Origin of the sequence: Sphingobium sp. D43FB, assembly GCF_002312805.1 — a bacterium.
GTDB lineage: Bacteria > Pseudomonadota > Alphaproteobacteria > Sphingomonadales > Sphingomonadaceae > Sphingobium.
On the sequence record NZ_NMUA01000023.1, the window covers coordinates 46,824 to 73,215 of the forward strand.

General features: G+C 64.3%; 34 protein-coding genes. 27 read left to right on the top strand and 7 right to left on the bottom strand.

The window, feature by feature from the left end:
* Positions 1-307: 307 nt before the first annotated feature.
* Both SxD43FB_RS24865 and SxD43FB_RS17335 read left to right on the top strand, forming a co-directional pair.
* Positions 308-589 carry a hypothetical protein gene (locus SxD43FB_RS24865; protein ID WP_141249532.1) on the top strand — a complete coding sequence of 94 codons (282 nt, stop codon included), beginning with the start codon at positions 308-310 and terminating at the stop codon, positions 587-589.
* 119 nt (positions 590-708) lie between these two features.
* Complete coding sequence (locus SxD43FB_RS17335; protein ID WP_096063254.1) at positions 709-1,074, top strand: hypothetical protein; 366 nt, start codon at positions 709-711, stop codon at positions 1,072-1,074.
* Here SxD43FB_RS17335 and SxD43FB_RS17340 read toward each other — a convergent pair.
* Both SxD43FB_RS17340 and SxD43FB_RS17345 read right to left on the bottom strand, forming a co-directional pair.
* A complete protein-coding gene (locus SxD43FB_RS17340) occupies positions 989-1,999 on the bottom strand; it encodes a metal-dependent hydrolase (RefSeq protein ID WP_096063255.1) in 1,011 nt (336 codons plus the stop codon). The two genes, SxD43FB_RS17335 and SxD43FB_RS17340, sit on opposite strands and share 86 nt — an antisense overlap.
* A 35-nt stretch (positions 2,000-2,034) precedes the next feature.
* On the bottom strand, positions 2,035-2,517 hold the full coding sequence (locus SxD43FB_RS17345) for a transporter associated domain-containing protein (protein WP_176482822.1): 483 nt from the start codon (positions 2,515-2,517) through the stop codon (positions 2,035-2,037).
* Between the two features lie 189 nt (positions 2,518-2,706).
* Between SxD43FB_RS17345 and SxD43FB_RS25975 the strand changes: the two genes are divergently transcribed.
* The 7 genes from SxD43FB_RS25975 (at position 2,707) to SxD43FB_RS24875 (ending at position 7,831) form a co-directional block, all read left to right on the top strand.
* A complete protein-coding gene (locus SxD43FB_RS25975) occupies positions 2,707-2,832 on the top strand; it encodes a hypothetical protein (RefSeq protein WP_255245785.1) in 126 nt (41 codons plus the stop codon).
* 42 nt (positions 2,833-2,874) lie between these two features.
* Positions 2,875-2,970, top strand: a complete 96-nt coding sequence (locus SxD43FB_RS24870; protein WP_255245788.1) for a hypothetical protein — start codon at positions 2,875-2,877, stop codon at positions 2,968-2,970.
* Positions 2,971-3,333: 363 nt separating this feature from the next.
* Positions 3,334-4,371 carry an extracellular solute-binding protein gene (locus SxD43FB_RS17355; protein ID WP_096063258.1) on the top strand — a complete coding sequence of 346 codons (1,038 nt, stop codon included), beginning with the start codon at positions 3,334-3,336 and terminating at the stop codon, positions 4,369-4,371.
* Positions 4,362-5,948: an iron ABC transporter permease gene (locus tag SxD43FB_RS17360; RefSeq protein ID WP_096063259.1), complete on the top strand. Its 1,587-nt coding sequence runs from the start codon at positions 4,362-4,364 to the stop codon at positions 5,946-5,948. The genes SxD43FB_RS17355 and SxD43FB_RS17360 overlap by 10 nt, the downstream gene beginning before the upstream one ends.
* Before the next feature lie 10 nt (positions 5,949-5,958).
* Positions 5,959-6,981: an ABC transporter ATP-binding protein gene (locus SxD43FB_RS17365; protein WP_096063260.1), complete on the top strand. Its 1,023-nt coding sequence runs from the start codon at positions 5,959-5,961 to the stop codon at positions 6,979-6,981.
* A gap of 6 nt (positions 6,982-6,987) precedes the next feature.
* On the top strand, positions 6,988-7,353 hold the full coding sequence (locus tag SxD43FB_RS17370) for a hypothetical protein (RefSeq protein WP_096063261.1): 366 nt from the start codon (positions 6,988-6,990) through the stop codon (positions 7,351-7,353).
* The gene (locus tag SxD43FB_RS24875; RefSeq protein WP_141249533.1) at positions 7,298-7,831 is read left to right on the top strand and encodes a hypothetical protein; all 534 of its coding nucleotides are present in this window, start codon (positions 7,298-7,300) and stop codon (positions 7,829-7,831) included. Before SxD43FB_RS17370 ends, SxD43FB_RS24875 begins: the two co-directional genes overlap by 56 nt.
* 92 nt (positions 7,832-7,923) lie before the next feature.
* Here the strand turns inward: SxD43FB_RS24875 and SxD43FB_RS17385 are convergent, their stop codons facing one another.
* Both SxD43FB_RS17385 and SxD43FB_RS17390 read right to left on the bottom strand, forming a co-directional pair.
* Complete coding sequence (locus tag SxD43FB_RS17385) at positions 7,924-8,334, bottom strand: hypothetical protein (protein ID WP_096063264.1); 411 nt, start codon at positions 8,332-8,334, stop codon at positions 7,924-7,926.
* A 44-nt stretch (positions 8,335-8,378) separates the two neighbouring features.
* On the bottom strand, positions 8,379-8,663 hold the full coding sequence (locus SxD43FB_RS17390; protein ID WP_255245786.1) for a hypothetical protein: 285 nt from the start codon (positions 8,661-8,663) through the stop codon (positions 8,379-8,381).
* Positions 8,664-9,185: 522 nt separating this feature from the next.
* Between SxD43FB_RS17390 and SxD43FB_RS17395 the strand changes: the two genes are divergently transcribed.
* Positions 9,186-9,455 carry a hypothetical protein gene (locus SxD43FB_RS17395; RefSeq protein ID WP_096063266.1) on the top strand — a complete coding sequence of 90 codons (270 nt, stop codon included), beginning with the start codon at positions 9,186-9,188 and terminating at the stop codon, positions 9,453-9,455.
* On the opposite strand, the gene SxD43FB_RS17400 is transcribed toward SxD43FB_RS17395, so the two are convergent.
* On the bottom strand, positions 9,452-10,747 hold the full coding sequence (locus SxD43FB_RS17400) for a hypothetical protein (protein ID WP_096063267.1): 1,296 nt from the start codon (positions 10,745-10,747) through the stop codon (positions 9,452-9,454). The two genes, SxD43FB_RS17395 and SxD43FB_RS17400, sit on opposite strands and share 4 nt — an antisense overlap.
* Positions 10,748-10,857: 110 nt before the next feature.
* On the opposite strand from SxD43FB_RS17400, the gene SxD43FB_RS25980 reads away from it, so the two are divergent.
* Positions 10,858-11,793: a lytic transglycosylase domain-containing protein gene (locus SxD43FB_RS25980; protein WP_096063268.1), complete on the top strand. Its 936-nt coding sequence runs from the start codon at positions 10,858-10,860 to the stop codon at positions 11,791-11,793.
* A 41-nt stretch (positions 11,794-11,834) separates the two neighbouring features.
* Here SxD43FB_RS25980 and SxD43FB_RS17410 read toward each other — a convergent pair whose 3' ends face one another.
* Together SxD43FB_RS17410 and SxD43FB_RS17415 are read right to left on the bottom strand one after the other, a co-directional pair.
* Complete coding sequence (locus SxD43FB_RS17410; protein WP_255245787.1) at positions 11,835-12,329, bottom strand: helix-turn-helix transcriptional regulator; 495 nt, start codon at positions 12,327-12,329, stop codon at positions 11,835-11,837.
* Between the two features lie 153 nt (positions 12,330-12,482).
* The gene (locus tag SxD43FB_RS17415; protein ID WP_096063269.1) at positions 12,483-12,923 is read right to left on the bottom strand and encodes a hypothetical protein; all 441 of its coding nucleotides are present in this window, start codon (positions 12,921-12,923) and stop codon (positions 12,483-12,485) included.
* 370 nt (positions 12,924-13,293) lie between these two features.
* On the opposite strand from SxD43FB_RS17415, the gene SxD43FB_RS17420 reads away from it, so the two are divergent.
* The 16 genes from SxD43FB_RS17420 to SxD43FB_RS17495 are packed head-to-tail and all read left to right on the top strand — an operon-like array spanning position 13,294 to position 26,350.
* Entirely contained in the window at positions 13,294-13,614 is a 321-nt protein-coding gene (locus SxD43FB_RS17420; protein WP_096063270.1) for a hypothetical protein, read from the top strand.
* A gap of 58 nt (positions 13,615-13,672) precedes the next feature.
* A complete protein-coding gene (traL, locus tag SxD43FB_RS17425) occupies positions 13,673-13,963 on the top strand; it encodes a type IV conjugative transfer system protein TraL (RefSeq protein ID WP_096063271.1) in 291 nt (96 codons plus the stop codon).
* Between the two features lies 1 nt (position 13,964).
* Positions 13,965-14,531: a type IV conjugative transfer system protein TraE gene (locus SxD43FB_RS17430; protein ID WP_096063272.1), complete on the top strand. Its 567-nt coding sequence runs from the start codon at positions 13,965-13,967 to the stop codon at positions 14,529-14,531.
* Positions 14,528-15,346, top strand: coding sequence for a type-F conjugative transfer system secretin TraK (locus tag SxD43FB_RS17435; protein ID WP_096063273.1), 819 nt, complete (start codon positions 14,528-14,530; stop codon positions 15,344-15,346). The genes SxD43FB_RS17430 and SxD43FB_RS17435 overlap by 4 nt, the downstream gene beginning before the upstream one ends.
* Before the next feature lie 4 nt (positions 15,347-15,350).
* Positions 15,351-16,676 carry a TraB/VirB10 family protein gene (locus tag SxD43FB_RS17440; RefSeq protein WP_096063274.1) on the top strand — a complete coding sequence of 442 codons (1,326 nt, stop codon included), beginning with the start codon at positions 15,351-15,353 and terminating at the stop codon, positions 16,674-16,676.
* The gene (locus SxD43FB_RS17445) at positions 16,663-17,535 is read left to right on the top strand and encodes a DsbC family protein (protein ID WP_096063275.1); all 873 of its coding nucleotides are present in this window, start codon (positions 16,663-16,665) and stop codon (positions 17,533-17,535) included. Before SxD43FB_RS17440 ends, SxD43FB_RS17445 begins: the two co-directional genes overlap by 14 nt.
* On the top strand, positions 17,532-18,500 hold the full coding sequence (traV, locus tag SxD43FB_RS17450; RefSeq protein ID WP_141249534.1) for a type IV conjugative transfer system lipoprotein TraV: 969 nt from the start codon (positions 17,532-17,534) through the stop codon (positions 18,498-18,500). Before SxD43FB_RS17445 ends, traV begins: the two co-directional genes overlap by 4 nt.
* A 1-nt stretch (position 18,501) precedes the next feature.
* The gene (traC, locus tag SxD43FB_RS17455) at positions 18,502-21,093 is read left to right on the top strand and encodes a type IV secretion system protein TraC (RefSeq protein ID WP_096063276.1); all 2,592 of its coding nucleotides are present in this window, start codon (positions 18,502-18,504) and stop codon (positions 21,091-21,093) included.
* Between the two features lie 3 nt (positions 21,094-21,096).
* Positions 21,097-21,456 carry a hypothetical protein gene (locus SxD43FB_RS17460; RefSeq protein WP_096063277.1) on the top strand — a complete coding sequence of 120 codons (360 nt, stop codon included), beginning with the start codon at positions 21,097-21,099 and terminating at the stop codon, positions 21,454-21,456.
* Complete coding sequence (locus tag SxD43FB_RS17465) at positions 21,449-22,102, top strand: type-F conjugative transfer system protein TrbI (protein ID WP_096063278.1); 654 nt, start codon at positions 21,449-21,451, stop codon at positions 22,100-22,102. The genes SxD43FB_RS17460 and SxD43FB_RS17465 overlap by 8 nt, the downstream gene beginning before the upstream one ends.
* Complete coding sequence (locus SxD43FB_RS17470) at positions 22,083-22,619, top strand: S26 family signal peptidase (RefSeq protein ID WP_096063279.1); 537 nt, start codon at positions 22,083-22,085, stop codon at positions 22,617-22,619. The genes SxD43FB_RS17465 and SxD43FB_RS17470 overlap by 20 nt, the downstream gene beginning before the upstream one ends.
* Complete coding sequence (traW, locus tag SxD43FB_RS17475; protein ID WP_096063280.1) at positions 22,616-23,272, top strand: type-F conjugative transfer system protein TraW; 657 nt, start codon at positions 22,616-22,618, stop codon at positions 23,270-23,272. The genes SxD43FB_RS17470 and traW overlap by 4 nt, the downstream gene beginning before the upstream one ends.
* Positions 23,272-23,541 carry a hypothetical protein gene (locus tag SxD43FB_RS17480; protein WP_096063289.1) on the top strand — a complete coding sequence of 90 codons (270 nt, stop codon included), beginning with the start codon at positions 23,272-23,274 and terminating at the stop codon, positions 23,539-23,541. The genes traW and SxD43FB_RS17480 overlap by 1 nt, the downstream gene beginning before the upstream one ends.
* Entirely contained in the window at positions 23,538-24,560 is a 1,023-nt protein-coding gene (gene traU / locus SxD43FB_RS17485; RefSeq protein ID WP_096063281.1) for a conjugal transfer pilus assembly protein TraU, read from the top strand. Before SxD43FB_RS17480 ends, traU begins: the two co-directional genes overlap by 4 nt.
* Before the next feature lie 9 nt (positions 24,561-24,569).
* Complete coding sequence (trbC, locus tag SxD43FB_RS17490; protein WP_096063290.1) at positions 24,570-25,316, top strand: type-F conjugative transfer system pilin assembly protein TrbC; 747 nt, start codon at positions 24,570-24,572, stop codon at positions 25,314-25,316.
* Positions 25,313-26,350 carry a hypothetical protein gene (locus SxD43FB_RS17495; RefSeq protein ID WP_176482823.1) on the top strand — a complete coding sequence of 346 codons (1,038 nt, stop codon included), beginning with the start codon at positions 25,313-25,315 and terminating at the stop codon, positions 26,348-26,350. The genes trbC and SxD43FB_RS17495 overlap by 4 nt, the downstream gene beginning before the upstream one ends.
* The last annotated feature ends 42 nt before the right edge of the window (positions 26,351-26,392 follow it).

A 26,392-nucleotide genomic window follows, 5' to 3' on the forward strand; every position in this document is an offset into this window, starting at 1 on the left:
CTCTCCTTTCCCATGGCTTGTACGCCCGAGCGTTGATGCTGCGCTCTACGTAGCATTCCTGACACGGCTTAGTTCCCGGCCATCCCAGAGGGCGAAGCGGATCGTTCCAGCGCCGCTCATGCGATTAGGCGGTTGCGGCGGGGGCTTGCAGCACGGCAAGTGTGAGCCTGCCCGCGAGTTACCGGATCGTTGATACAGCGGCAATCGTCGCAGTCCTAATCTTCTCTCGACGCGACGATGGAACCGATACGGCAACGCCTCGACAGGCGAGACCGGCCAGACGCCGGGATGGCGGATCGTCGCGGCGATGTCGTTCGCCGGCGTGCGCAGCGCTATCACGCCCGCGCGTCAAACCTCCACAAGGCGCGAGCTAACAATGGCGGCGCGGGCGGTTCCATGCCCTTCCGGCTGGCTGGCCCAACAACATCGTGTGGCCGATGACCAGCAACAGGCTTCCCGCCACGGTGAGCCAGAGTTCGCCGCGGCCGGGCAGCAGTGCGATGACCAGGCAGCGGCAGTCCAAAGGGGATCTGGTTCTGATCAGCATTATCCTGAAGCGTCGATCGGCAATATCTGGGATAGCCGCTGATGCCTAATCTCAACAAGCCTGAGGTTTCCTCATCCAAACGGGCAAATGTGCGATAGGCGAGAAAGACAGCCGTATCGTTCGATTCCGCCTGAGCGCGGGTCTATGGAGCCTGATGGACCATGAAAGCACTTCGCTTCCTTACTATCCTCGTCGCGATGTTGCTGGCGCTGGGTGAGATAGCGCGCTGGTGGGGCAATCCGCGTCTTGTGCCGCTCGCGCTCGACGAGTGCGTTGTCGCGGCCGCGCTGCTGGGAGCCGCGCTGGCGTCAAGGCGGCTCGGCCCCGCGCCGCTTGCCGCCGCATGGGGATGCTATTGTGGCCTTGTCCTGTCGCTGCTCGTTCCCACCCTCGATCATCTGCTGCATGGTCCGCCGAAGGACAGCGCGGTCTTCTACGCTGTCATTCTCGCGGCGATGCTGACGCCTGGCCTCTGGGCAGTTGGCCGGGCGCTGGCCCTGTGCCGGGTATCACAGCGCGAACGCTGAACCCGCCGTCGTCGGGCCGGCGATTATAGCGTGCGTCGCCGATGACGACCTCCGCCCCGTCGGCGTCGCGGCGAACCGAAGCGAACGGATAGCGGGACCAATAGAGGAAATCCGCCACCGACTTCTCCTGCCGCACCGCAAGGGCGATGACCGGGTCGTCCATGCCGGTCGGGATGAGCCCAGGCTCGAGCGTGATGCGCGGCGCCGGAAGCCAGCGGAAATCACCGAACCCATAGGCATCCTCGACCTCGAACAGGATCCGCCTGCGGAAAGGATCGATCGGAACCGGGCTCGCCAGCACCCGCGACGGCTGGCCGAGACCCAGCGCCGCGATGTCGCGGGCGGCATAATGCTCGGCTGCGCGGCCCGCCGCTCCCATCGCAAGGCTGTAGCATGCCGCCAGCAGCAGGACGGTCAGGGCCGGAAGCCCGGCGCCGGCCTGTTGCCGCCGTTCCCGGCGGCGGGACAGCCAGATGCCGATGCCGAGCACGATCCAAATCCACAGGTCGATGATGAAGAGCGCGTCGCCGTAGAACCAGCGATCCGAGAACGGCATCAGGCAGCGGATGCCGTAGGTGTTGAGGAAATCGAGCAGCGGATGCGAAAGGATACCAATATAGGCGAGCGCCAGCACCCATCCGATCCGAACCGGCAGACGATCCGTTGGACGCCGGCCACGCTGCGCCTGCCAGCGGTCGAACGCCACGATAGCCGCAGCCAGCAGCAAGGGAAGCACCAGGAGCGCTATCGGCCCATGCGTCCAGCCGCGCCGCCAGGCAAGGTTCTCGCCGAACAGCAGGCCCAGCGCATCGATATCGGGCAGGTTCGCCGCGATCATCAGCGTGGCGAGGCCAAGCCCGGTTTTCCGCTTCAGCCCGGCCATGCCCAGCGCGGCACCGACCAACGTATGCGCGAGATTGTCCATCGATCAGCAGTCTACCGGTAAAGGCTGGCTCTCGCTCACGCCTGCGTGATCTGAAGATCGCGGACAAGCACCCGCTCGATGCGGCTGGGCTTGGTGGACTTGATCGTGAATGCAAGGCCGCCGCGCTCGATCGTCTCGCCCTCATCGGGTATCCTGCCGAGTTCGAACAGCAGGAAGCCGGCAAGCGAGGTATAACGGCCAGCCGCTGCGATCTCCTCACGACCCAGAGCTTCGGCCAGTTCGAGCAACGTCACCTTGGCCTCCACCTCCAGGGTTGCTTCGTCGATACGCTCTATGGCGCTGTCATCCTCATCCTCGGCGATATCGCCTGCTATAGCGGCGAAGATGTCGGTCGTGGTGACGACGCCATCGATATTGCCGCCGCCATCGACCACCACGGCGAAGCGTTCGCCGGTTTCGCGCAGCACATCGATCAAACGAAGCGCAGTGATCGCATCGGGCACCACCAGCGGGCGCGCGGCCAGCGCGGCGATGTCATAATCATCATCCCTCAGCATTGCGGACAGCAATGCGCGCGTTTCCGCGAGCCCGCACATGCGGAAATTTAGAGGCAGTTCGTGAAAACTCAATGACAATCTCGGGGTTTGCGGGAAGCGTTCTGAAAGCAAAGGGGCCGTGGCGGTCCCCATTGTCGCCCTGTTGTCATGAACCTCTGGGAGGGGATGCATCGAAGGGGAGCCCGTCCATTGTCACTCGTCAAACTTTGCTCGCTCGCCGCTGCGGGCATGCTTATCTTCCCGACGGTCGCCCCCGCGCAGCCCGTCACCACCAGCGAGGGCTATTTCGAGGCGGGACGGGAGGAGCTCCGGTAGCTGAAGGAGCAGAAGCCCAATGAAGGCCGCGCCCGCAATGTCATCATTTTCATCGGCGACGGCATGGGGGTCAGCACACTTACCGCGGCGCGCATCCATGGCGGTGACGGAGAATCATTTGTCACCGCCATGGATTGATTGTCCCATACGGCTAGCTAGCGTTTATGACTCTGGCGGGACACAACTGGCGTCTGATTTAGTGGCGTCTTTGTTTCGCGAAACTGTCACGCTGGAGCAACGGCGCGCAAAATCCTTTGTCCGCTCACACGCGGATGGGAAGGCATAGGGTAGAGGCAAGGACGGTCTCTATGCATTGAGCAGCCTGATCTGCCCATCCCGGAACGCGTGATCGCATTTACGATGATGACAACGGCAACAGTTAGCATAATCAAAGATCGTGGCTGGCGCGGTGCGGACCAGGCAGGTCCAGACCGAAAGGATTGAGAAGCGCTCCGATATCTGTAGGTTCGCGTCACCTGACGGACCATTGTCGAGAGGGATATGCTTGTGGTGCCGCGTTCGATCATAGCCGCTTTGCTAGGAAGTCTTTTCCTAACCGCCTGCTCGGGCGGCAGGGAGGAGGCCGGGAAGCAAGAGGTGAATCTTTACACGGCACGCCACTATGACAGCGATCTGCCGCTCTACGAGCGGTTCACCAAAGAGACCGGCATCACCATCAATCGCATCGAGGGCAATGCCGATCAGCTGATTGCCCGGATGAAGAGCGAGGGCGCGAACAGCCCCGCTGATCTGTTCGTCACGGCCGATGCCGGCGCGCTCTGGCGCGCACAGCAGGCGGGACTGTTCCAGCCGGTCGCGTCGGAAACCCTGAACACGCGGATTCCCGAGAATCTGCGCGAGCCCGGCGGTAACTGGTACGGCTTCATGCGGCGCGCGCGCGTCGTCGCTTATGACAGCGCCAAGGTCCGCCCCGAGGAGATCGACGATTATGCGAAGCTCGCCGGTCCGCGCTTCAAGGGCAAGCTCTGCGTCCGCTCTGCCGACAGCATCTATAATTTGTCGCTGGTCGGCGCGATGATCGAGGCGCTCGGGCCCGACAGGGCCAGTGAATGGGTCGGCGGGATCGTCGCCAACATGGCCCGCCCGCCCGAAGGAGGCGACCGCGACCAGATCCGCGCCGTCGGTGCAGGTGTCTGCGAGGTCGCCCTGACCAACAGCTATTACTATATCCGGATGGCGAACGGCGACGACGCGGACCGCAAGGTCACCGACCGCGTCAAGCTCGCTTTCCCGAGCCTCGCCGGCGCGGGCGCGCACGTCAACATCTCGGGCGGCGGGGTCGCCGTCAACGCCCCCAACAAGACTAACGCCGTTCGCCTGCTCGAATTCTTCGCCGCCGCCGACACGCAGCGGCACATCGCGAGTAACAACAACGAATTCCCCGCTTCCCCGGACGTTGCGCCGCCGCCGCCGGTCGACGCCTATGCCGGCTTCACCGCCAATCCGATGAGCGTCACCGCCTTCGCAGCGCGGCAGCCCGAGGCACAGACGCTGATGAGCGCGGCGGGGTGGCGCTAGCGGCGCCGCCGGCGCGGTTCCGCCCGCGGATTTCTGTTCTCGCAGCGCTCGCCGGCCTCGCCGGACTGGCCGCGGCGCTGCCGCTGGGTGGCGTCATCCTGGCCGGGCTGTTCGGCGCAACTGCCGACATCGCGGCGCGCGACATCTTGCGCTACGCGGCCACTTCCGCCTGGCTGGCGCTGTTGGTGGGTCTCGCCACCGGGGTCGTTGGCTCGCTCGCCGCATGGCTTGTCGTCATGCATCGCTTTCCGGGACGCGACATCTTCGCCTGGGCGCTGGCGCTGCCGCTCGCGGCGCCGGCCTTCGCGCTCGCCTACGCATACGCCGACCTGCTCGACGTAGCCGGCCCGCTGCGCGTCTGGATGCGGGGCGCGCTGGGCCTCGATCTTCCGTTCGGCATGCGCAGCACCGGCGGCGCTGTTTTCGTGTTGTCCTGCGCTTTCTATCCTTATGTCTATCTGGCCATGCGCGCGGCCTTTCTCAACCAGTCGGTGAATGTGCTGGAAGCGGCCCGGATGCTCGGCTGTGACGGCTGGCAGGCGTTTCGCCGCGTAGCCATGCCGATGGCGCGGCCCGCGCTGGCGGCGGGCATGGCGCTGGCGGTGATGGAGACGCTGGCGGATTACGGCGCGGTGCAGTTCCTCAGCGTGCAGACGCTGACCACGGGGATCGTGCGGGCCTGGTCGGTCTATGGCTCGACGGTCAGCGCCGCGCGCTTCGCGCTGCCCCTGCTCGCCGCCGCCGCCCTGTTGCTGTGGATCGAACGTCGCGGACGCAGCGGACGCATGCATGAAGGCGGAAACGCGCGCTGGCGCAGTCTGACCGCCAAGCCGCTTTCCGGCGGAACTGCATGGCTAGCAACGGGCTTCTGCCTGCTGCTGCTGGTCGCCGCCATGCTGCTGCCGGTCGGCTGGCTGCTGTGGAGCGCGCTCGACGCGCAGCCGGACTGGATGCGGCTGGCGCTTGCCGGAGGCAGAAGCCTGGCGCTCGGCCTTGCGGGGGCGATCGTCACCGTCCTGCTTGCGACCATGCTGGCGCTCGGCACGCGGCGGCTGCCGATGGCGGCGCGGCTGGCCAGCCTGGGCTATGCAACGCCGGGGGCGGTCATGGCGATCGGCCTCCTGGCGCCTGCGGGTCTCATTTGGAATCTGATGCCCGGCTCGGGCCATGTCATCGCCATTGCGCTGCTCATCTACGCCTATGCCGCGCGGCTGATGGCGGCGGGGCTGGAGCCGATCGACGCCGGGTTGACCCGCGTGACCCCTTCGATGATCCATGCAGCGCGCAGTCTGGGGCGTAGCGAAACCGGCGCGGCGCTGTCCGTCGAGTTGCCGGTGGCGCGGGGCGCCATGCTGACGGCCGGACTGATCGTCTTCATCGACGTCCTAAAGGAACTGCCGGCGACCCTGATCTTGCGTCCGTTCGATTTCGATACGCTCGCGGTCGTCGCCAACAACTACGCGCTCGACGAGCGGCTGGGACAGGCCGGCCCTCCCTCGATCCTGATCATCGGGCTGTCGCTGCCGGCGGTGATCTGGCTGACGCGCAAGATTGCCCTGTCGCGGCCGGGCACCTAATCGGGGGATCATGGCTTCCTCCATCCTTTCCATTCGCGGCGTCTCGCGCTGCTACGACGATCGCGCGGTCGTCGAAGGCGCAAGCCTCGATCTGCATGCCGGCCGTATCGCCTGCCTGCTGGGGCCTTCCGGCTGCGGGAAGAGCACGCTACTGCGGATCATCGCGGGGCTGGAGCCAGTGGATGCGGGCGAGGTCGCACTTGGCGGCGGGATGGTTTCCGCACCCGGCCTGACGTTGCCGCCCGAGCATCGCAGCATCGGGCTGGTGTTCCAGGACTTCGCCCTGTTTCCGCATCTCGATGTGGCGGACAACGTCGCGTTCGGCCTGACCGGCATGAAGCCAGCCGCCCGGCGTGAGCGCGCCAAGGATCTGCTCGCGCGGTTTCATGTCGAGCAGCTGGCAGAGGCATGGCCGCACATGCTTTCGGGCGGCGAGCAGCAACGGGTCGCCATCGCGCGGGCGCTGGCAAGGGAGCCGGCGGTGTTGCTGCTCGACGAGCCCTTCTCCGGGCTCGACGGGCACCTGCGCGCCGCCGTGCGCCAATCCGTGCTCGCCGATCTGCGCGCGGCCGGCGCGGCCGTCCTTATCGTCACGCACGATCCGGAGGAAGCGATGCTGATGGCCGATGACCTGATCCTGATGACGTCGGGCCGCATCCTCCAGACCGGCAGCGCCGAGGACTGCTACCGCCATCCGGTTTCCGTCGAGGCGGCACGGCTGCTGGGCGATGCCGTGGTCCTGCCCGCACGGGTCGCCAGCGGCGTCGCGATCACCGATTTCGGCACCGCGCCCGCCCCTGCACTGCCGGACGGGCCGGCGCGGGTCATGGTGCGGCCGGAAGACTTCCGCCTCGATGGTGACGGTCCCCCTGCGACCGCCATAAAGACAGGCTTCGCCGGCGCGTTCCATACGGTCACGGTTGCGGCGAACGGCCACACCATCACTGTCCGCACGGTCGGGAAGCCGCCGGCGGCGGGAACGCAGACCGGCGTCTCGTTCGATGCTGCCCGGGCCTGCGTCTATGAAGGCTGATCGACGATGAAGACTGTTCGTGTTCTCACCATCCTCGTCGCGGCGCTGCTCGCCCTGGGCGAGATCGCACGCTGGTGGGGCGATCCCCGCCTGGTGCCGCTTGCCTTCGACGAGATTGCCGTCGCGGCCGCCATGCTGGGAGCGACACTCGTGCAGCGACGGTTCGGCCCCGCACCCCTGGCTGCCGCATGGGGGGCTTTCTGCGGTCTCGTCCTGTCGCTGCTCGTTCCCACCCTCGATCATCTGCTGCATGGTCCGCCGAAGGACAGCGCGGCCTTCTACGCAGTCATTCTCACGGCAATGCTGGCGCTTGGCCTTGGCGTGGTCTGGTGGATACTGGCGCAGTCGTGGGAACGAAGACCCGTGCATTGAACCGGCCTGCTTCGGGCTGGCGAGCATAACGCGCATCGCCGACGACGACCTCTACGCCTTCGGCATCGCGGTGTATCGCGGCGAACGGATAACGCGACCATTAAAGGAAATCCGCCATCGGCTTTTCCTGCCGCGCCGCAAGGACGATGGCCGGATCATCCGTGTTCGTCGGGACAAGCGGCGGTTCGAGCGCGAGACGCCGCGCGGGATAGCGCGGCAGGTGGCGAAGGTTTGCCCCGGCATTACCGTTCCGATGGGTCGGCTGAATGAAGCCGTGATCGGCCATCTCGAACGGCGGGACGAATGGGTGGATCAGCGGCGGCTTCACGTCGCCGATCTGGAGCGCCGTGCGACCGAGTCCCCGATGGCGCAGTTATTCAGGAAGACCATCGAGCGGAACAGCATCCTCCACATCATCGGCGAAGCGCTGGGTCCACAGGAGCCGATGCCGGGCAGAACAAAATCAGGGAAGCCATAGCGCCTCGCGCACCAGTCAACGATTCCCGCTCAAAATCCACTTTGACCCGGCTCACCATGTAGACGAACTGGTATCATTGTGGAGGCCGACCGTCAGTCTGATTGGAGCAGCGTCTTCGCTACCAGGCCATAGCTTGAAGGGTGCACGCGGTCGCGCGAGGGGAAGCGCAGCAAATCGAGGGTTTCATCGGCATAGGTCGCGGCGACAGAACTCACGATGTAGGCGCGGTGTCGATTGTAGGGGAGCAGCCAGATCACACGGCGCGTGGCGATCCGCGCGCGGATGGCTCGCAGTTCTTCGGCAAGGCGCGGCGTCGCGGCATCGTTGGACCCGATTGCAAAGATTGATGCGCCATATCGCTTTATGGGTAAGCGCCAGCGTAGGATCTGGTGCGCGCTCGCTCGCTCAGCGGCCAGCACGTCGCACTGGGCGGCGTACCGCGCGTTTATGGCGCGGGCGGTCCCCAACCCGGTACTGTCTCCAAGAATGAGGCATTCGAACACCGGGCTCTGCTCCTCGCATGCTGAAAGGGAAGGTTACGAACGGCTCATCGCAAACGGGAGCCCTTGGGCCCGCTCCGCTCCTGTTCCCCGTCGTCGATCTGCCGGCTCATTTCCGAAAGGTCCGCCTTGGCCACGAGGTAGATGCCCTCCTCCTTGAAAAAAGCGTTGATCCGCTTCGCCTCGTTCAGGGGCGGGAGAAGCGAGCCGAAGCGATTGGACCACCACTGGTCCACGAAGCGCAGGAGGCCTTTCTGCGCATCGATCTCACTTTGGTAAACCTCGAGCGTCTCGTGACCCTCATACAGTATGACAAGAACCGAGGCGTGCATGATGCTGTCCATCAAGAAGGGGCAGGAACGGCGCGGGGCGAGCGCCACCTAGCTTCGACTTTTTGATGTCGCTCAATAAGTAGTTTCCGAATCTTGAATTCCGAACTCTGTGCCCCTTGGCGGGATTGACCCTCGTCTAAAACAACACCCATAATGGAGGTGAAACCTTCTAGATTAATTATATTCCTTGTTTTGGCATAGCGATATTCGCTTTCCTGCGTGTGATTGACTGTATGATTACGAGGATAGGCCCATGCTGCACGCCATCCAATTGGTGAAATCTCGTCTCGAACAACATTGTCAATAAGCTTGTTGCGATCAATTCGCAAAAGAGTTGCGGCAGCGCAAGCCCGGATCTTGATGTGGTGCTGGCCCTTGGGATGTTCAGTTTCCCGAGAGTATGGATAATGTGATCGTCGCGCTCGGTAAGGATCGCGGGACCTGGCTTTTGGTATCCTATTTTCGGAACCGCGCAGGCCGGTGAAGCTTTGTTGGTGATTGTCGGTTATATGGTTATCCGCGATGCAACAGCTGACAGCAATTGAACTGGCGAACTGGTTGGCGCTTTATCTCGCCGCAGGCTTGTGCTGCGCGATTGCCCTGGCTCTCTCCTGCGCGACGACGATGGTCGAGCTGTACCGCGAGCGAAGCTGGGCCACCGTCACTTCCTTGCGATCGGCCGTTCTGTTCGTGCCGAGAACATGGTGGCGCTGGCAGAAGCTCTATTTGACGTCCATGCCGGTGACGCTCGGTGTCGTCATGCTCTTCGCCGCATCGATGAGCTGGAGCTAGGCGCCAAAAGCGCGACGGACGATGGATGCGACGCGTTGCTGATCCACGTCGGCGGGAGACACACAGACAACGGGGGCGATCTGTGCCATCCGCGGGTGAGTGACTGCTTTGGTCGCCAGATAGACGTCATCGGTGGATCCCATGGCCTCCACGATGATCGTCCTGATCTCGCCGGAATCCCGGGATCGGGCTTCCAGGATGAAATCAGGGCGGCAGGAGCCAACTGGCGTAAGGGTGTCGAACACAGGTTTCTCAAGGGCAAGGTCGATTCCGCTGCGTTCGAAAGACCATCGCAGTTTGATGAGTTCACGCAGCACGCTGCGCTCGAATTCGGAATCGACAGGGATGAACCGCTTGCCCGAGTAGATGGGCTGGGCATAGCCGCGAAGCGGCGCGTAACCATGGGCTTCGGGATATTCGCCAGCGACGACGATTGCGAGGTACGGACCCTTGATCGGGTTGCTGCGGATCGATGGCGACTGGACGCGGTTGGCGAGCACGACGGGATCGCCCCCTGCGACGTGGATCGTGGAGCCGCGGAACTCGTGGGCAAACAGGGCAAGGAAAGCCTGGGGGGCGTGGCCGCGCGGCCAGATTTGGGCCAAATCGCGCAGGCGCGCGTATACGCGTTTGCTGTGGAGCGCCTGCGCATGCGTCCAGAATGCCCTGCCGAGCTCGATGCCTGGCGCGATCTCGACTTTTCCGGCAGCGGCCGACAGCACCCTGAATTCGTCGCTGATCGAGCGCTCGGCCGCCTCTTCGGACAAAGGCGGGTAGCGGTTGAGCCCGGAAAGGTTGAGAAGCCGCCACAGAAGGCGCGCAAGCCGCGGAACCGATGCCTGCCGGGTCCGGTCGTCGGTGCTTTCCTCCACCGGACGCTGCGCGAGTTTTTCCGGCGCGGGCCGCAAGACCTCGAAATAGCCTGTGGGCGGATCTGCCGGGCTCTCCTGCGTCCGCACCTCAGTAATGCGGTTCGTGGCCTGATCGCGGAAGAACGGGCAATCGGGCTGATGCTCGGGCCTGTTGGTGCTCGTGAGACGTCGCAGATAATAGGTTTCGGCCTCCGACAGAAAGGCAGGCGTCAGGATCGGCGGTGCTTCCCCGGCGGGCAGGCAATCGCAGGCAATCCATTTTTCGCCGATCCGCGCTTGCTGGACCAGCATGATGCTGGCCTCTTCGTCGCCCCGCGAACCCGCGTCGACATACCAGCGCACGAGCGCATCCCGGACGGGCGCGGGGAGCGGAATTCGGCCCGCGCCGCACCCATTGCTGTGGCGCGCGATCAACCACATGGTGGCTGCGCTGACCCGCTGGCTGGGGCGGCGTTCTCGCCGTCTCCATGGATTGACAAGCGAGGCTCGGCTGATCTCCACTTTCCCCAACGCAGAATTGGGAGGTCTTCATGCGATCGACTTTGGTTGGCGTCGGGGTTCTGGCGGCGGTGTTGGGAGCCGGTGCGGTGGGCGCATCCCCACCCGCCAGATCCGCCCGCAGCGTGCAGCTTATCGCGATGGGCGTCGCCCCGTTGCCCGAGAAGGCGCCAGCCCGCGAGGTCCCCGAGCTCTCCTTGCAGTTCCGGGTTCACGATCTCAGCCGGCGGTGGGTCGAGCATCAGATGGGTGCCAGCTTTACTGCTGTTCCCCCAGCGCAAGACGCCGCGGATGGCGATCCCTTTGCCTATGTCGGCGTGGCGCAGCCGTCCGTTTCTCCCATGGTAGGTTCCGCCAATTCGGTTTCGCCCATTCCCGTACCGCTCTGGATGCGCGGGGGAGCCATCTACGCGTCGACCGCCGCCCGCTATGTACCAGGCTGCTCGCTTCCTGATTACCGGCCGACGGGATTTCTGAGATCGGATGCAGAGTTTCGCCGCGCCGGCTACTTCGGGATGATGAGCAATATCGCCTGCGAATACGGGATCCCGGTCGGCTTGTTCGACGCCATGATCATTCGCGAGAGCCGCTACCAGCCCAATGTCTATTCGCCCAAGAACGCTTTCGGACTGACCCAGCTCATGCCGGCGACGGCGGTTTCGCTCGGCGTCAATCGCTACAGTGTCGAAGGCAATCTGCGGGGCGGCGCGAAGTATCTGCGCGAGCAGCTCGATCGCTTTGGCCACTACCACTTGGCCCTCGCGGCATACAATGCTGGGCCCGGGCGAGTACGCAATGGCCGTGTTCCGCAGATCGCCGAGACCCAGGCCTATGTTGAGAATGTCCTGCTCAACTGGTCGCGGCTGAGTGGTGTCGGGCGCCAAGCGACCATCGTTTCGCCCGCGACAGTCACTTATGCTCAGCCGCGTCCCACCAGCGGTAGGAGAGCCGCTGTGTCGACGTTCTAGCCCGGCCAGTTCTTGGTCGATGTCCATCGCGGAGGATCCGGCTAGAGGTCGAAATCGCCGCCGTTGGTAAGGCGGTTTCTGCGCTCATGGATTGCCTCGACCTCTTCGGTGACCTTCTTGATCAAGGCATTCTGCAACGCCGGACTCCAGTTCAGCCTGATCTCGGTTCCATCGATGCCGCCGAGTTCCTCGAGCACTCCGATCATCTTTTGGGGTGTGCCCACGCAGATATCGCAGAGCATGAAAACCGCGGTAGAATAGCATCGGCGGTAATAGGTATCGAGGTCCTTGAAGGCTTTCAGGCAGACATATGCGTGAACCAGATTCATGCCGAGCGCATGTAATATGCGTTCGAACTCGGGAAGCGTCATAGTCGCCCGCTTCTCGGGGTCCCTATGCAATAAGACACCCAGCCTCGATTTGCTGATGCCGGTTAAAGGCGCCAGCTTACGCTGCGTGGTGTTCTTTTCGGCCATAGCCTGGAGGATCAGGGGGACATAATCCCCCTCAAGCTCGTCGCCTCCCGCGACCTCCACAACTTACGCCCCTACCTTGGCAAGAGATGGCATATTGATCCCCCAGCGCGGCACGGATGGGGTGAGACAATCATAGCAGAATAGCCAATGCAAGCCTCGGTTAGGACGAAATCTGTCCGCAACGAATAGCTAACGTGCTGGCAACCAGCGTTTTTAGCTATGAACGCCGTTCGCTGATCCGTTGGTACGGGGTTGATCGAACTCGTCCAGTTCGAGTTTCGCTATCACGCGCGCTGTCTTTTGCTCGACGAGATAATCGAAAAGGAGAGCGGACAGGGCATCGCTGACCGAGATATCTGTCGCGAGTCTTTTTTCGAGAAGTTGCTGAATACGCTCGAGGTTTTCCGCGCTTGTTTCCGTAATGGACAAGTGAATGCGAATTGCGCCGTCGGTCGGGAGCGTGACGAGATGCTGCTTTAGGTTTTTCGCATCCTCATCATCGATCTTTTCTATTCCCGGAACCCGGCTGTTCACGAGATCTTCGAGAGTTTGATAGCGCTTCGTCTCATTGGAATGAAGCCGAAGGCTCTCGGTCGTAAGCCGGAAGAGGGGTTCGGAGATATCAAGTGTATAACCTCGTGAGTCAGCGCCCATAGTGCCCACGTCCTGAATTGCTCTGGTTCATTAGAGCCCGATTATGGTCGGCCGCCTTGACGAGATAATGAACGGCCAATGGTTAATATCTGACAAGATTGCCGCCGCGAATCTATCGTGAAAGAGGCCAGTCCGCAATTGCGGGGCACGATGCCCTGCAACCTCGGCCAGCGCGCCCCATAATCCGGGGCACGATGCCCCGCCTATCGGGGCGCCCCGCCCCAGTATTACCCCGATCAATCAAGGAAATGGAAAAAACTTCGCGATTCGCGGCGGCCGATCGCGCGCTCGGTTGCCGCCCCTGGAGCCGATGGTCCAGCTTTTCAATGGGCGCGGATCCGTCGCGTCTCCATGTGAAGGAAACCCCATCATGCACTCTGTCTTCAAAGAGAGCGGGCGCGCGGAGCTGGTGATTCTCGTCCTCGCGGTGCTCCTGTTCGCTTGTATCTGGTTCGCGGCGCCAGCGTTCGCCGGCGCCGACACTACCTTCGATACTGCGCTCACCAAGTTCACCGATTTCCTCGAGGGGTCGGGCGGCAAGATCATCACCGTGCTCAGCCTCGCCGGCGGCATCGTGGCGCTGGCCTCCGGCCGCTTCTCGATGGGCCAGATCGCCATCCCAGTCGGTGTGGGTGTCGGCGCCGGCACCGGCATTCCGATCGTCACCTCGACCGTGACGGCGACGATCTGACAGTCCCGGCGATCGGGCGAAGTAGCAGCTTCGGCCGATCCAAGGAGAGGGTGGTGCAATGGCCGTGGACAAGTACGTCATCCCAACGCATCTGGATGATCCCGAGCTGATCGGGCTGTGGACCCTGGATGAGTTCCTGGCGATGGTCATACCCTTCGCCTGGGGGATCCTGTCTCAGCACATCCTCATCGGCGTGGCGCTTTCGGGTGCAGGCTGGTGGGGTCTCAGAAAAGCTAAGGCAGGCCGGGCGACGTCGTGGCTTCTCCACTTGGCCTATTGGTATCTCCCGGCCGGGTTCACCGGCCTGAGAGCCACGCCACCCTCATACCTTCGATTGATGGCGGGGTGATATGGAACTTTCGTACAGCCATTCGCACAGCCAGCGGGTTCTCCGGCAGCGGAATATCCTGGCGATCGTCGCGGCCGCGCTCTGCGCGCTGACGATACTGCTCCTGATCTTCACGGTATCGCGGGACCGGGAGGTGGTTCTTCAGCCGATTCTGCGCTCTCCCGTCACGGTGAGTTCGGCCGGTGTGAGCCGCGAATATCTCGAGATGATTACGCGCGATACGGTCGTGCTGACCCTCGATCGCAGCCCGCAGAACCTCGAATACTGGATGAACGCGGTGCTCGATATCACGTCGTCGCGGATGCAGGGCAAGATCAAGGCGGACCTGCTCAAGATCGTCAACGAGCAGCGTGGATCGTCGATCTCCCAGTTCTTTACGATCGAAAAGATGGAACTCGACACCAGGAACCTTCGCTCGGAGGTCACGGGCAGCCTGCACACGATCGTCGGGAACAAGGTGATCTCCAACGAGCGTCGGACCTTCCGGTACGATTGGGAATATTCCGGTCTCTCGCTGAAGTTGATCGGCTTCGGAATGGTGACGACCGAAGAGGGGAAGGACAAATGATGTCGGTCTACGCAATTGGCAGCGCGGCTGCCGGTACCGCCTTCCTATCGCGTATCGATTGCCTTCTGAGCCGCGGTCTCGGGGCGGGGCTTGTCGCGCTGGCGGTGCTACTGGTGGCCGATCCCGCCTGGGCGGACCAGACGGTCATGGCCTCGGACAGCGCCCAGGTGGACTGCATGGCGTCGGCCAAGGACCTGACGCGCATCAGCCTCGTCGAGGACGAGTTTGCGTCGGTCTCGAAGATCTCGACCGGTAATCCGATGGACGATTTCTCGGTCGTCAACGAGCCCGTTCGCGGGGACATTTATCTTTCGGTGCCCGATGGATTTGCGCGGCCGGCTTTGTCTTTTTTCGCCACGAGCAAGCGCGGCTACGTCTACAAGTTCGTATGCCGGATCAGCGGCGAGCAGGCCGCTCAGGTCTTCGTCTCGAACCCGGCGATTGCCAACGAGAAGGCCGCCGAGAACGGGCCGGCCCAGAAGCTCGCGCCCAGGGACGCCGCTGTCGAGCTGGTCCAGGCGATGTACTCCAATGCCGTCGCCGACGGCTACGAGATGCGGCAACGCGTCTTGCGGCCAGTCTATGTCGGAACGCTCAAGGTCCAGATGATCGCGGAATATCGCGGGCCGGACCTTACCGGCAAGGTGCTGCGCATCGAGAACAAGGGCGACCAGCTCGTCGAGCTCACCGAAGCCATGGTGGCGCCGGCGAGCGCGCTCGCTGTGTCGGTCGCGGAAAACAAGCTCTCTCCGGGCAAGGTCACGACGGCCTACCTCGTCTCTCAGAACGGCCCCCACTCTCAGACGCAAAGGTGAGGACATGGCCCTTTCCGACTTCTTGAATCGCAAGCGCCCCCCGCTCGATGGAGGATCCGACGAAGGCGTCTCGCCTCTCTCCGGCGACCTGGCTGGAAACGAGGCCGTGCGCAGAAAGCAGCGGCTGCTCCTGGCGGGCGCGGCGGGGGCCGGACTGATCGTATCCTCGTTCTGGATCTTCAGCAGCAACGAGGACAGCGAGAAGCTTGGCGAGGACGGCGTGACCGAGGTCACCGTTTCGACCAAGGATCTCGTCAACCGCAACCTCTCCCAGCAGGAGTGGATGGCGCTCTCGGAGAACCGCTTCCAGTCGACGGAAAACCAGCTGAAGTCGATCGACGGGCAGAACCGGCGGCTCGAGATGCTGACGGCCCAGGTAGAGACGCTCAAGGGCCAGAACCAGGCGATGCAGACCGACGGGCAGCGGGTCCTGTCCGCCTACCAGACCGAAAACGAGCAACTGCGACGCCAGGTCACTGAGCGCAGGGCTCCGGCGCCTGCCGCGCCCGGCCCGGCCGCGCTCTATGGCCCGGGCGGACCGCAGGCCTATCAGCGGCCCGATGGCGCCGGCGGCGGGGCGGTTCCTGGGCCGATGCGGTCGGCGAGCGAGGTCAAGCTCGTCAATTTCTCGAGTGCCGATACCGGCACTGCCACGCGCGTCGCCAAAGGCAGCACCGTCTATACCGACAGCGTCAACTACCTGCCGCCCAACAGCTTCGCCCGCGCGAAGGTTATCGTGGGCGTCGATGCCAGCGCCGGCGTCAACAGCCAGACCGATCCGCTCCCCGTCGTCCTGCGCGTCACGGGACCGGCCCGCTCGGTCTACCAGAATGGCCGGCTGCTCACGACGAAGATCGAGGGCTGCCTCGTCAACGGCGCCGCCCGGGGCGACCTGTCGAGCGAGAAGGTCTACGTAAAGCTGCAGAAGATGACCTGCCCGCAGCCGGGCGGTCGCTATGCCGTCTCGGAGGTCAAGGGCTTCATCGCGTTCGGCGGCAAGACCGGCGTCCGGGGACGCGTCGTGTCGCGCGAAGGCTCGCTCGTAACCCAGGCATTTCTCGCCGGGCTGGCGGGCGGGTTCGGCCGCGGTTTTTCAGCGAATGCGAACAGCGTCTTCCAGGGCACCAACATCACCACCAACGGGCAGCGCGACAAACTGTCGACCGGGGAGATCCTGGAAGGCGGCTTCGGCGAGGGCATCGCGCAAACGGGCGACATGGTCTCGAAATATCTGATCGAGCGCGCCGAGCAATATCAGCCGGTCATTGAGATGCCGACTGGCGTGGATGTCGAAATCGTCTTCCTGGAGGGTGTGTATGTCCGCAATTGATCGTTTGCGTGTCCTCTCGCGGCCGTCGCGGCTCATGGCCGCGACCGTGGTCGGTCTCAGTATCGCCGGCATCGCGCTTGCCGCCGACACGAGCAGTCCGGAGGACCGGGTCCGGGCGCTGCTGAAGACGCGCCTCCCCAAGACCGCCATCAGCGCGATCGACTGCGGCAAGGTCGGTGGGCTGTGCGAGATCACCGCCGGCGACAATCTCTTCTATGTCGATAGTGGGGCTCGCTATCTTGTGATCGGGCGCGTCTATGACATGCAGACGCGCCAGGACATCACCGCCGCGCGCCTGCTCGAGATGAATCCCGACATGCTGGTCGGTTCGGCCGCCCGGGCGAACGCCGGCGCGGCAGGCGGCGAGGAGGACGCGCCGCAACGCCTCGCCGCCGCGCCCACCCGGCAGGCGCTGCCTGCGACGCCCGCCAAGGCGCGCAAGCTGTCCTTGTCGGGCCTTTCGCAGGACGGCGCCATCGTCTGGGGCAATCCGGCGGGGCAAACGGTGACTGTCTTCACCGACTTTCGCTGCGGCTATTGCCGCGCGCTCACCGCCGTTCTCAAGGACATGAACCTCAGGGTCATCGAGCGCCCAATATCGGTGCTGGGCAGTCGTGATGTCGCCGATCGCGTCTATTGCGCGAAGAACCGCGAAGCGGCGCTGCACGCCGCCTATGCCGGGGAACCGCTGAAGGCGGGACCCGCCTGCAACACCTCCGGGCTCGATGCGAACGAGGCGTTCGCGCACCGGCACGGCCTCAATGGCACGCCAGTGATCGTGCGCAGCGATGGCGCCGTCCTCGAGGGCTATCGGCCGCGCGCCTTCCTCGAGCAGTGGCTCCGGGAGACGCAGTCGTGAGCGCGCTCGACCACCGCCGCCGCCGGCTCACCGCGTCCGTCGCCCTGGCGAGCCTCATGATCCTCACTGGCTGTGCGACTTTCGGCGGCAACGTGAAGGGCAGCTTTTCGTGCTCGGCCCCTGACGGGATCTGCGCGCCGAGCTCCAACATCGACGATCGCGCCCTGGCGATGATCTCCGGCGATGCAGCCGAGGGCGAGGCATTGCCTGCGGGTGGCTACGACCAGCGGGCGACCGGACGGGTTAATCGCGCTTCTATTTCGCAACCGGCCCGTCTTGCGGCGAGCGATCCGGCCCGCACCCGCGAGAAGGTGCTGCGCATCGTGTTGCAACCCTATATTGACGAGCGGGGCCGCCTCCATGAGGTCAGCGCCGTTCACGCCGTCGTTGCGAGCGGCGAATGGCAGCAGGCCATCCTGCAGGCGATGCCGACGCCTGGCCGTTCGAGCGCCGCACTGTCCGATCCGTTCGAGTCCTTCGCCGACGCCGTCGATCGCGCCGACCCGCCCGGCGGCCTCGCCGCGATCGATCCCCATCTTCCGGATCCCGCCGCGGTCGCCGCCGCCCGCGCGCGCAGCGCGGACCCGGTGAGCGCGATCAAGGCGGATGTCGCCGCGCGCCTGGCGCCCAAACCGCAGGACCCGTCGTCCGCGGCGAAGGGCGGCGCGGTTCCGCCTGCTCCCGGCGCGGCCATTACCTCAATACCTGCCGCTGTCTCGGGGAGACCCGCGAGCGGTGGCGCGCAGGCCCGAGATGCGGTTGCGGACAGAAAGGCCACGCCTTCCGCTGCGGGCGTGGCTGCCGTCGATCGCGTCAAGGCCGATCCTGTCTATCAGGGCGTCGCGGCCGGCGTCGCCAAGGGGGCGCGTGATGCGGCGGCGCAAACGGGCGCCGAGCCGGCACCGGCGAAGGGCGGCACGGTCAAGGCTACGAACTTCCCCGCTGCCATTTCGGAGGAAAACTGACATGGGCAGCGAGGGCGGCTTCATCGAGAACCTGATGTCCGGCATCCTCGGCGACGCCAAGCGTCCGGATACCGGCCGGCCGGAGCTGGGAGTGCCCATGCTGGCGCACTGGCTGCCTTACCGCAGCTACGACGCCAAGACCGGGATCTTCTACAACAGTGCGTCGCGAGGCTTCGTTGTCGAGGCGTCGCCGCTGATCGGCGCCGATCAGCGGACCGGCGAGATTCTCACCCAGTTTCTCTCGGAAGCCATCCCTGCACCGGGCTGCCTCCAGTTCCACCATTGGATGAGCCCCCGGGTGGGGGAACGGCTGTCGAAATGGTATCTGCCGCGCTACGCGGCCCGCGGCGTCTACGAACGAATGGCCAAGCACCGGGTCGATTTCCTGACCGATGGCGTGTGGCGGTCGCTGTCGGCGGACGCGCCCTTCTCCTTGCGCAACCACCGTGTGGCGATCTCCTACTCGACTCCCGAGACGTCGAGTGTCTCGGTCGAGGAGATCACGGCGGTGATGGATGGCCTCATCTCGGCCCTGGCGTCGATCAACGTGTCGGCCCGCAAGATGGACCCGACCGACCTCATCGCCTGGATTGATGACATCACGTCGCCGACAACGGCGGCGGGCGAGGATGTGGTGAACTACAATCCGCTCGATTCAATAGCCGACCAGGCCATCCGGCGGGATGTGGAGTTGCACATCGAGCCTGACCGGATGCTGCTGCGGACTGAGCGGTTCCGGCCGACGGGAGCCACGGTGAACGAAGCGCCAGAGATTGGGGAGATTCTGCCCGACGTCTTCGACGTCCGCTCCTTCTCCGTCCGGAACCTTCCGACCCGGTGGGCCCCGTGGGACGTCGCACGTCTGATTGGCGACATGTTCACCGACAAGCTCAGGATGCCCTGTCCGGTCGCGACCAATCTGTGCATCGAGTTTCCCGACCCGCAGGCATTGACGAACAAAGCCGGTTTCAAGTTCATGCGGACGACGAGCCTTGCCGATTCCAAGTCCGCGCGCTTTCTGCCCCAACTGCGCGACCAGTCGCAGGAATGGCGCTATGTGAACGATGAACTTCGGCAGGGCCGCAAGCTCGTCCGCGTCTTCTTTAGCGTGACGTCCTTCTCGCCCAAGGGGAAGGGCGACACCAACGAGCGGGTGCTGAAGTCGGTCTACCGTGCGGCGGGCTGGGATCTGCTCGATGACCGGTATCTGCAGATCATGGGCCTGCTGTGCGCGATGCCCATGACAATGGCGAATGGCCTGTCGAGAGACCTCGACCGCATGAAGCGCATGCGCACGCTGCTGACGACGACCGCGGCCAATCTCGCGCCGATCCAAGGCGAGTTCCTCGGCAGCCAGATTCCCCACCTCATGCTGATCGGCCGTCGCGGGCAGCCCTTCTTCTGGTCTCCGTTCGAGAATGCCGCAGGCAACCACAATGTCGCGGTCTTCGGCAAGTCGGGCTCTGGCAAGTCTGTGACCCTGCAGGAGCTTTGCGCTTCGCTCTGCGGTGCCGGCGCGCGTGTGGTCGTGATCGACGACGGCCGCTCCTTCGAGCATTCCGCGAAGCTGCAGGGCGGGGCCTTCGTCGAGTTTACGATAGCCTCCGGGTTCTGCCTCAACCCGTTCAGCATGATCGACGAGGACCTCGCCCGAACCGATGAGGACTATCTCCTCGACTGCATGGCCATGCTCAAGGCCATCGTAAACCAGATGTCGCGGCACATCGACCGGCTGAACGACACCGAGCGCGGCCTCATCGACGGCGCGGTGAACAGCGTCTGGGAGGCGAAGGGGCGGCAAGGATCGATCGACGATGTGATCGCCGCCCTCGATGCGACCGGTAACGGGCTGGCAATGGATCTCGGCATCGCGATGCGGCCTTTCTCGTCCGGCGGCACCTATGGCCGTTTCTTCCAGGGCGAGGTGTCCTTCGAGCTCTCCGCCCAACTCACCGTGTTCGAGCTGTCGGACCTGTCGTCGCGGGAAGAGCTCAGAAGTGTCGTGCTCACGGCGATCATGTTCATGTCGCAGCAGATGATGCGCAAGGTGGATCGCTCGATACCCAAGGCGCTGCTTCTCGATGAAGCTTGGCAGATGCTGCGCGGCGGCGCGATGGCGGACTTCATCGAGACCTATGCGCGAACCTGCCGCAAATATGGCGCTTCGCTAGTCACCGCGACCCAGTCGCTCAACGACTACTACAAGTCGGCAGGCTCGATCGCTGCGCTCGAGAACTCGGACTGGTTCGTCATCCTCCAGCAGAAGCCCGAGACGATCGCGGATTTCAAGAAGCACGACCGCTTCGAGATGGACGATTACACCGATGCTTTGCTCCGCTCGCTGAAGATCAACGGCCGGGAATATTCGGACATTTTGATCAAGGGCCCCGAAACGCTGGCGGTCGGCCGCCTCGTGCTCGATCCCTTCTCGGCCGCCGTCTATTCCTCGAGCCCGGCCGTCTATGCGGCGATTGAAGGGCTCGTGGCGCAGGGGTTCAGCATGGACGAGGCGATCGAGCGGATCGCCTTTCCCGACAATCCCGAGAAATGGGCGGCGCATCCCGACTCCGGCCTGGCCGAGGCGGCGGAGTGAGCTATGGCGAGCACCACCTCACCGCCCGATATCTCACCAGCCACTCGCCCGCGGCTGCCGGATGCGCGCTCGATCCTCTATTTTTACCTGCACCTCGCCGGCTTCACCGCAATGACGCTGCTGCTGACATGGGGCCTTTTCGCACTGTTCTTCCTCGCCCTCGGCGGGTTCTCGTTCGACGGGCTCATGCACCAGCTCAACAACCTGTCGAGCCGGTATGTCGCCGCGAGCCCTGATCGGGTCGCTTCGTTCAAGCACATCTTCGTCGTCGCGCATCTCATCCTGGCCGCCGGACTGATCGTCCTGCGGCGTCACAGGATCCTGCCGCCGGCCCTGCCCAGGGGGGGTCACGACCATGGCTGAACAGCCGGAACTCGATCTGCCGTCGCCGGCTGCGCCGCCCCCTTCCCGGCGACGGCGCACGATCTTTGCCGGCTTCACGCGGCCGCAGATCCTGACGGGTCTCGTCGTACTCGCGGCTCTGGTCTGGGGCATGTGGGTGACCAGGGCGCTCGTCATGCCCAAGCAGGACCGCATCGTGTCGGCGCGTCTCTCGTCGCTCGTCGGCGAATATGTTCAGGCGCAGGCGCGCTCCGCGTCCCCGCCCCCGCAGGTCGAAGCGGAGATGCGCAGGTTCATGGCCTCGCTCGATACCGAACTGCAGCGTCGGAGTGCCAGTGGTCAGATCGTACTCGTCGGCGAAGCCGTCCTGACGAAGAACGTGCCCGATATCACCGACAAGCTGAAGGAAGCTGTCTATGCGTCCGGCGTGGCGCGTCCCCGGCAGGCTTCCGCCGCCGAGCTCGAGCAGCTCGAGCAGCAGGCGATGATGGCAGCGCAGCCACAAGCCGCCATACCGGCGCAGCCCGTGCCCCCGATGGGCTTTGTCGACCCGATGGCGGCGGGCCCGATGCCGCAGGCGATGGAACCCGCAGTTGGTCCGCAATATGCGCCGCCGGCGGCATCCGTCTCAACCTTCGGAGGTCCCGATGGCAGCGGCGGTCAATGACGTGCCCAAGCGCCGGTGGCGGCCGAACCCACGGCTCTGGCTCCTGTTCGGCACGTTCGTCGCCGGAAGCGTGACCCTGGGGACGATCAGCGACTGGCGGGAGGGCCACCTTTTCCTGATCAATACTTCGGACTCGCTCCCCAACTGGGCGTTCCTCATCAGTCGCGGTCACATGCCGGGGAAGGGCGACTATGTCTTCTTCGATCCGCCGGCGAGCGCGCTGCTGCGCCGCCATTTCGGTGAGCGGCCGGAGATGTTCGGCAAGATCGTCTTCGGTCTGCCCGGGGATGTCGTTGGTCATGATGGCCCCGATGTCATGATCAATGGCGCCCGGGTTGCGCGGATGAAGGCTGTCACGCGGCTTGGCGAGCCGCTGACGCCAGGGGCGACGGGGCGGGTGCCGCCGGGCTGCTTCTTTGCGGCCACGCCCCACCAGGACGGATTCGACAGCCGCTATGCCGAGATCGGCTTCGTCTGCGCGCGGCAGATCATCGGGACCGGGGAGCCGGTGCTGTGAGGACGGTTCTGGGGGGAGGCACCGCTGTGCTGGCGCTCGCCGCGGCCGTATTGCTGGTCGGACCCATGCGCAGCGAGGCGCGGGACTATGGGCAGGCAGGCCAGGCTTTCCCGATAACCGAGCCGGACCTTTTGGCGACCATCGAGGCCCGGCTGCGCCGCGCGGAGGCGAGCGGCGAACTGGCGCGGATGAACGAGGTGTTCGCCAAGCGGGTGGAGGCCAAGGTTCGCAGGCCCACGCCCGTCGAAGGGATCACACCCGCGCGGGTGGGCAGGAGCTGGGACTACGATCCAACCGTCGCGATCGAGCGCGATATCCGCGACCAGAAGGGCAATCTGATCGCGGCGGCCGGGCAGAAGATCAATCCGCTCGACTTCGTCGCGGTGCGGCAGGATCTGGTCTTCATCGACGGCGACAATGCGGCAGAGCTGGCCTGGGCGACTGCCCGATACGCCGATCTCAAGGCCAAGATTATCTTCGTCAATGGATCGCCGATCGAGCAGATGACCGCGAAGAAGCGCCGCTTCTACTTCGACCAGGAAGGCAAGCTCACCGGAACCTTCGGCATCGAGCACACGCCGGCTGTCGTGACCCAGGCGGGCAAGGTGATGCGGATCTCCGAGATGGTCATCAAGCCGGGGAGTCCGGGATGATGCCGTTGTGGCTGGACATGCTTCGCACGCCGATGGCGGCGCCCGAGACCGCTGGCCTCAGACGACTGCGCCTCGTCTGGCAGGTCCTCTGCCTCGCGCTCGCAGCGAGCATCGCAGGTCTTGCTCCCTTGCGCGCGCTGATGGGCCGCGCGGCGCCCTGCATGATCGCGGTCCTGCTCGTCGCGACCCTGCTCGCGACGCTCATTTACCTGCGCCGCAAGCACCGTGCCGACACGATATATCTGGCGACATTGGGAGAGGGCCGATGATGCTCGCGCTTCGCTTCATCGTGACTGCCCTGCTGCTGGCGTTTGGCACCGTCGCCTTGCCGCAGGCGGCCCAGGCGGCCGGACCAACCTGTAACGGCAAGTTCGTCAATCCGATCACGGATGTCTGCTGGTCGTGCCTCTTCCCGCTGTCCGTGGGCGGCCTCAAGATATGGCCGAGCGGGCGACCTGATACCAACAATCCGGCCTCGCCGATCTGTGCCTGCGCAGATCCGATACCGCGCATCGGCATTTCGGTCGGCTTCTGGGAGCCCGCGCGCCTTGCCGACGTGACGATGAAGCCGTGGTGCTTCCCCAATCTGGGCGGTATGCGCATCGCCCCGGGCTTTGATATCGGACAGGGCTATCTCGCGGGTCCCTCGATGGTGGGCGGCCGGTCGCAGAGCACCGCCAAGTGGCATGTGCACTGGTATGTCTATCCGCTCCTCTACTGGATGGAGATCCTGACCGATTTCGTCTGCTTCGAGCAGGCCTCGTTCGACATAGCCTACATGACCGAGGTCGACCCGCTCTGGCAGGATGACTCGCTCGCCGCGCTGATCAACCCCGAGGCGATCGTCTTCGCCAATCCGATCGCGAAGGCGGCCTGTGCCGGCGACTGCATTGCCGGAACGGTGAACCTCCCCCTCGACCAGCTGTTCTGGTGTGCCGGCTGTCAGGGCGGGATGTATCCTCTGAACGGAAACATCCCCGCCTCCATCGGCCATGTCCAGTCCTCGCGGCTCGCGCTGTCGCGCTTCGCTTACAAGATGCATCGCCAGGCGCTTGCCTGGGGCACGATGGGCTCGGCTGGACTCTGCAAGAAGTACCTGATGCCGATCATGCGCAAGCAGCAATATCGGTTCCAGATGACCAACCCCATTCCGACGGTGAATGGCCGCTTCGCCTGCTCGGCGATCGGCGCGTCGACCATGCCGCCTGACGCGGGGCGCGCCTATCCCGCCGGCGGCGAGGACATGGGCTACCTCGTCTGGCGCAAGCGCAACTGCTGCGTGCTTTAGGAGGGCATGATGCGACTTCTCGCCTGGAGTTCAGCCGGCATCATCGCCTTCGCCAGCGTTTCGGTTCTCCTTGCCCAGACCATCGACGGATTGGATGTGCAGGCGATCAAGCAGCGCTCCGCGGACCTGCAGGCGGAAGCCCAGGCGTTCGTCGACCAGGTCAAGGATCGCGGGGACGCCTTCCGCGAAGACGCGAGCACCGTTCGCGAGGACGGCATGCAAAACATGCAGCGCGTCGCGACCACGGACCTTCCCAAGGGACCGGCGGGGCCGATCGATTTCGACGAGATCGTGCAAGGCGCGGCGTCGAACGCGACTGCCGGCGGCGGCGAGGCGCCGCAACTCATTGCCTTTGCCAGCCTGTCGATGCCGCCCAAGGCGTTGCGGCAGCTCATCCAGGACACGGCGCGCGCGGGCGGGGTGGTGGTCTTCCGTGGTTTCCCCAACAACTCTATGAAGGAGTTCTCACAAGCGCTGGGCAAGATCGTCGAGCGCCAGGACGACTTCGCCAACATCGGCATCGACCCGCGCCTGTTCCGGGCGTTCGATGTCCAGGCCGTCCCCACCTATGTCGCGGTCTCCTCGGACTTCGATCTTTGCGCGGGCTTCTCCTGCCGCACCAACGTACCGCCGCATGATCGGATGATCGGCAATGTGACGGTCGAGTATGCGCTCACCTCCTTTGCGGACGGGAACGGGCCGGGAGCGCGGGTTGCCGCCGTTGGTCTCGCAAACCTGAAGAAGCCAGCGCCGTGAAGCTTAGCGCTGCCCTTGCCGCGCTCGTTGCAATGCTCGCGCTCGCCGCGCCGGCGGCCGCGCAGATGACGGTCGAGGAAGCGCGCGAGGAGGGGAGGACGCTCGGAAACGAAAAGCGGCAGGACAGTACCCTGGTGCCGACGGACAATGCCCGCGCGGAAGCTGTACCCGGATATTCGGGAACCTCGCTTCCTGAGGGCGCCTATTTCGACAACCCCGGCCGTATGGAATCCGACGCGGCGTCGGTGAAGTCCACCAACGAGCAGTATCGGATCACCACCGATGCCGATGGGAGCCGGCCGACATTCAGCAACGCCGAGATCCTCGCGGCGACATCGCGCGCGACGTCGGTCGAGAACGATCCTTCGACCTTCCTCGCCGGCGAGGAGTTCAGTGGTACGTCCGGCTCCTGCACGCCCTTGCCGCCACCGGCCGGTAGCGACGGTTATTACGAGACCAGCTGCAACACGGGCAGCAAGGTCACGACCGAGGCGCGCACCTGCACCGTCAATCTCGATGTGCGCACCGAAACCCGATCGATCTATACTTATTACGCTGGCCGGATGAGCACGATGCCGAACGATGGCGGGGTCTATCCGGCGCGTACCGCGTTCGACGACGAGATCGCCTCGGGGGTCTGCTGGGAAAGCCGCGCGATCGAGTATTGCGATAATTTCGACCCGTTCGGCTACACGCCCGCCTCGAGCTGCCGTAGCCTCGGCCACAGCGCGGTCGAAGTGAAATGCACGGCGGAAGCCCAGGGCATCAGCCCCGGCTATTATCATTCCGGCATCGTACTCGCGACCGGCCAGTATTGGCTGTCCCAAGTGGACGAACCCACGGTCACCACGATTTCGCGCAACGAAGGGCTCTGTGCGCCACTGGCCGGGGATTCGATGTGCTCGCTTCAAACCGAAGTCTGCACGTCGAGCGATCCTGTGACCCGCATTGAAGCGCCCCGGGTTTCCAGGAGGCTCCAACTTGTGAGAAGGAGCATCCGTTATGAGCAAGACAACCAACAAATTTTCACCTGAAGTCCGCGAGCGGGCGGTTCGTATGGTGGTGGAGCAGCGGGC

Excerpts from the sequence above, each read along its gene's own strand:
- SxD43FB_RS24865 (WP_141249532.1), top strand. The coding sequence starts at position 308 with ATGTCGTTCGCCGGCGTGCGCAGCGCTATCACGCCCGCGCGTCAAACC.
- SxD43FB_RS17335 (WP_096063254.1), top strand. The coding sequence starts at position 709 with ATGAAAGCACTTCGCTTCCTTACTATCCTCGTCGCGATGTTGCTGGCG.
- SxD43FB_RS17340 (WP_096063255.1), bottom strand. The coding sequence starts at position 1,999 with ATGGACAATCTCGCGCATACGTTGGTCGGTGCCGCGCTGGGCATGGCC.
- SxD43FB_RS17345 (WP_176482822.1), bottom strand. The coding sequence starts at position 2,517 with ATGCTGAGGGATGATGATTATGACATCGCCGCGCTGGCCGCGCGCCCG.
- SxD43FB_RS17355 (WP_096063258.1), top strand. The coding sequence starts at position 3,334 with ATGCTTGTGGTGCCGCGTTCGATCATAGCCGCTTTGCTAGGAAGTCTT.
- SxD43FB_RS17365 (WP_096063260.1), top strand. The coding sequence starts at position 5,959 with ATGGCTTCCTCCATCCTTTCCATTCGCGGCGTCTCGCGCTGCTACGAC.
- SxD43FB_RS17370 (WP_096063261.1), top strand. The coding sequence starts at position 6,988 with ATGAAGACTGTTCGTGTTCTCACCATCCTCGTCGCGGCGCTGCTCGCC.
- SxD43FB_RS17390 (WP_255245786.1), bottom strand. The coding sequence starts at position 8,663 with ATGCACGCCTCGGTTCTTGTCATACTGTATGAGGGTCACGAGACGCTC.
- SxD43FB_RS17395 (WP_096063266.1), top strand. The coding sequence starts at position 9,186 with ATGCAACAGCTGACAGCAATTGAACTGGCGAACTGGTTGGCGCTTTAT.
- SxD43FB_RS17400 (WP_096063267.1), bottom strand. The coding sequence starts at position 10,747 with ATGTGGTTGATCGCGCGCCACAGCAATGGGTGCGGCGCGGGCCGAATT.
- SxD43FB_RS25980 (WP_096063268.1), top strand. The coding sequence starts at position 10,858 with ATGCGATCGACTTTGGTTGGCGTCGGGGTTCTGGCGGCGGTGTTGGGA.
- SxD43FB_RS17415 (WP_096063269.1), bottom strand. The coding sequence starts at position 12,923 with ATGGGCGCTGACTCACGAGGTTATACACTTGATATCTCCGAACCCCTC.
- SxD43FB_RS17420 (WP_096063270.1), top strand. The coding sequence starts at position 13,294 with ATGCACTCTGTCTTCAAAGAGAGCGGGCGCGCGGAGCTGGTGATTCTC.
- traL (WP_096063271.1), top strand. The coding sequence starts at position 13,673 with ATGGCCGTGGACAAGTACGTCATCCCAACGCATCTGGATGATCCCGAG.
- SxD43FB_RS17430 (WP_096063272.1), top strand. The coding sequence starts at position 13,965 with ATGGAACTTTCGTACAGCCATTCGCACAGCCAGCGGGTTCTCCGGCAG.
- SxD43FB_RS17435 (WP_096063273.1), top strand. The coding sequence starts at position 14,528 with ATGATGTCGGTCTACGCAATTGGCAGCGCGGCTGCCGGTACCGCCTTC.
- SxD43FB_RS17440 (WP_096063274.1), top strand. The coding sequence starts at position 15,351 with ATGGCCCTTTCCGACTTCTTGAATCGCAAGCGCCCCCCGCTCGATGGA.
- SxD43FB_RS17445 (WP_096063275.1), top strand. The coding sequence starts at position 16,663 with ATGTCCGCAATTGATCGTTTGCGTGTCCTCTCGCGGCCGTCGCGGCTC.
- traC (WP_096063276.1), top strand. The coding sequence starts at position 18,502 with ATGGGCAGCGAGGGCGGCTTCATCGAGAACCTGATGTCCGGCATCCTC.
- SxD43FB_RS17460 (WP_096063277.1), top strand. The coding sequence starts at position 21,097 with ATGGCGAGCACCACCTCACCGCCCGATATCTCACCAGCCACTCGCCCG.
- SxD43FB_RS17465 (WP_096063278.1), top strand. The coding sequence starts at position 21,449 with ATGGCTGAACAGCCGGAACTCGATCTGCCGTCGCCGGCTGCGCCGCCC.
- SxD43FB_RS17470 (WP_096063279.1), top strand. The coding sequence starts at position 22,083 with ATGGCAGCGGCGGTCAATGACGTGCCCAAGCGCCGGTGGCGGCCGAAC.
- SxD43FB_RS17480 (WP_096063289.1), top strand. The coding sequence starts at position 23,272 with ATGCCGTTGTGGCTGGACATGCTTCGCACGCCGATGGCGGCGCCCGAG.
- traU (WP_096063281.1), top strand. The coding sequence starts at position 23,538 with ATGATGCTCGCGCTTCGCTTCATCGTGACTGCCCTGCTGCTGGCGTTT.
- trbC (WP_096063290.1), top strand. The coding sequence starts at position 24,570 with ATGCGACTTCTCGCCTGGAGTTCAGCCGGCATCATCGCCTTCGCCAGC.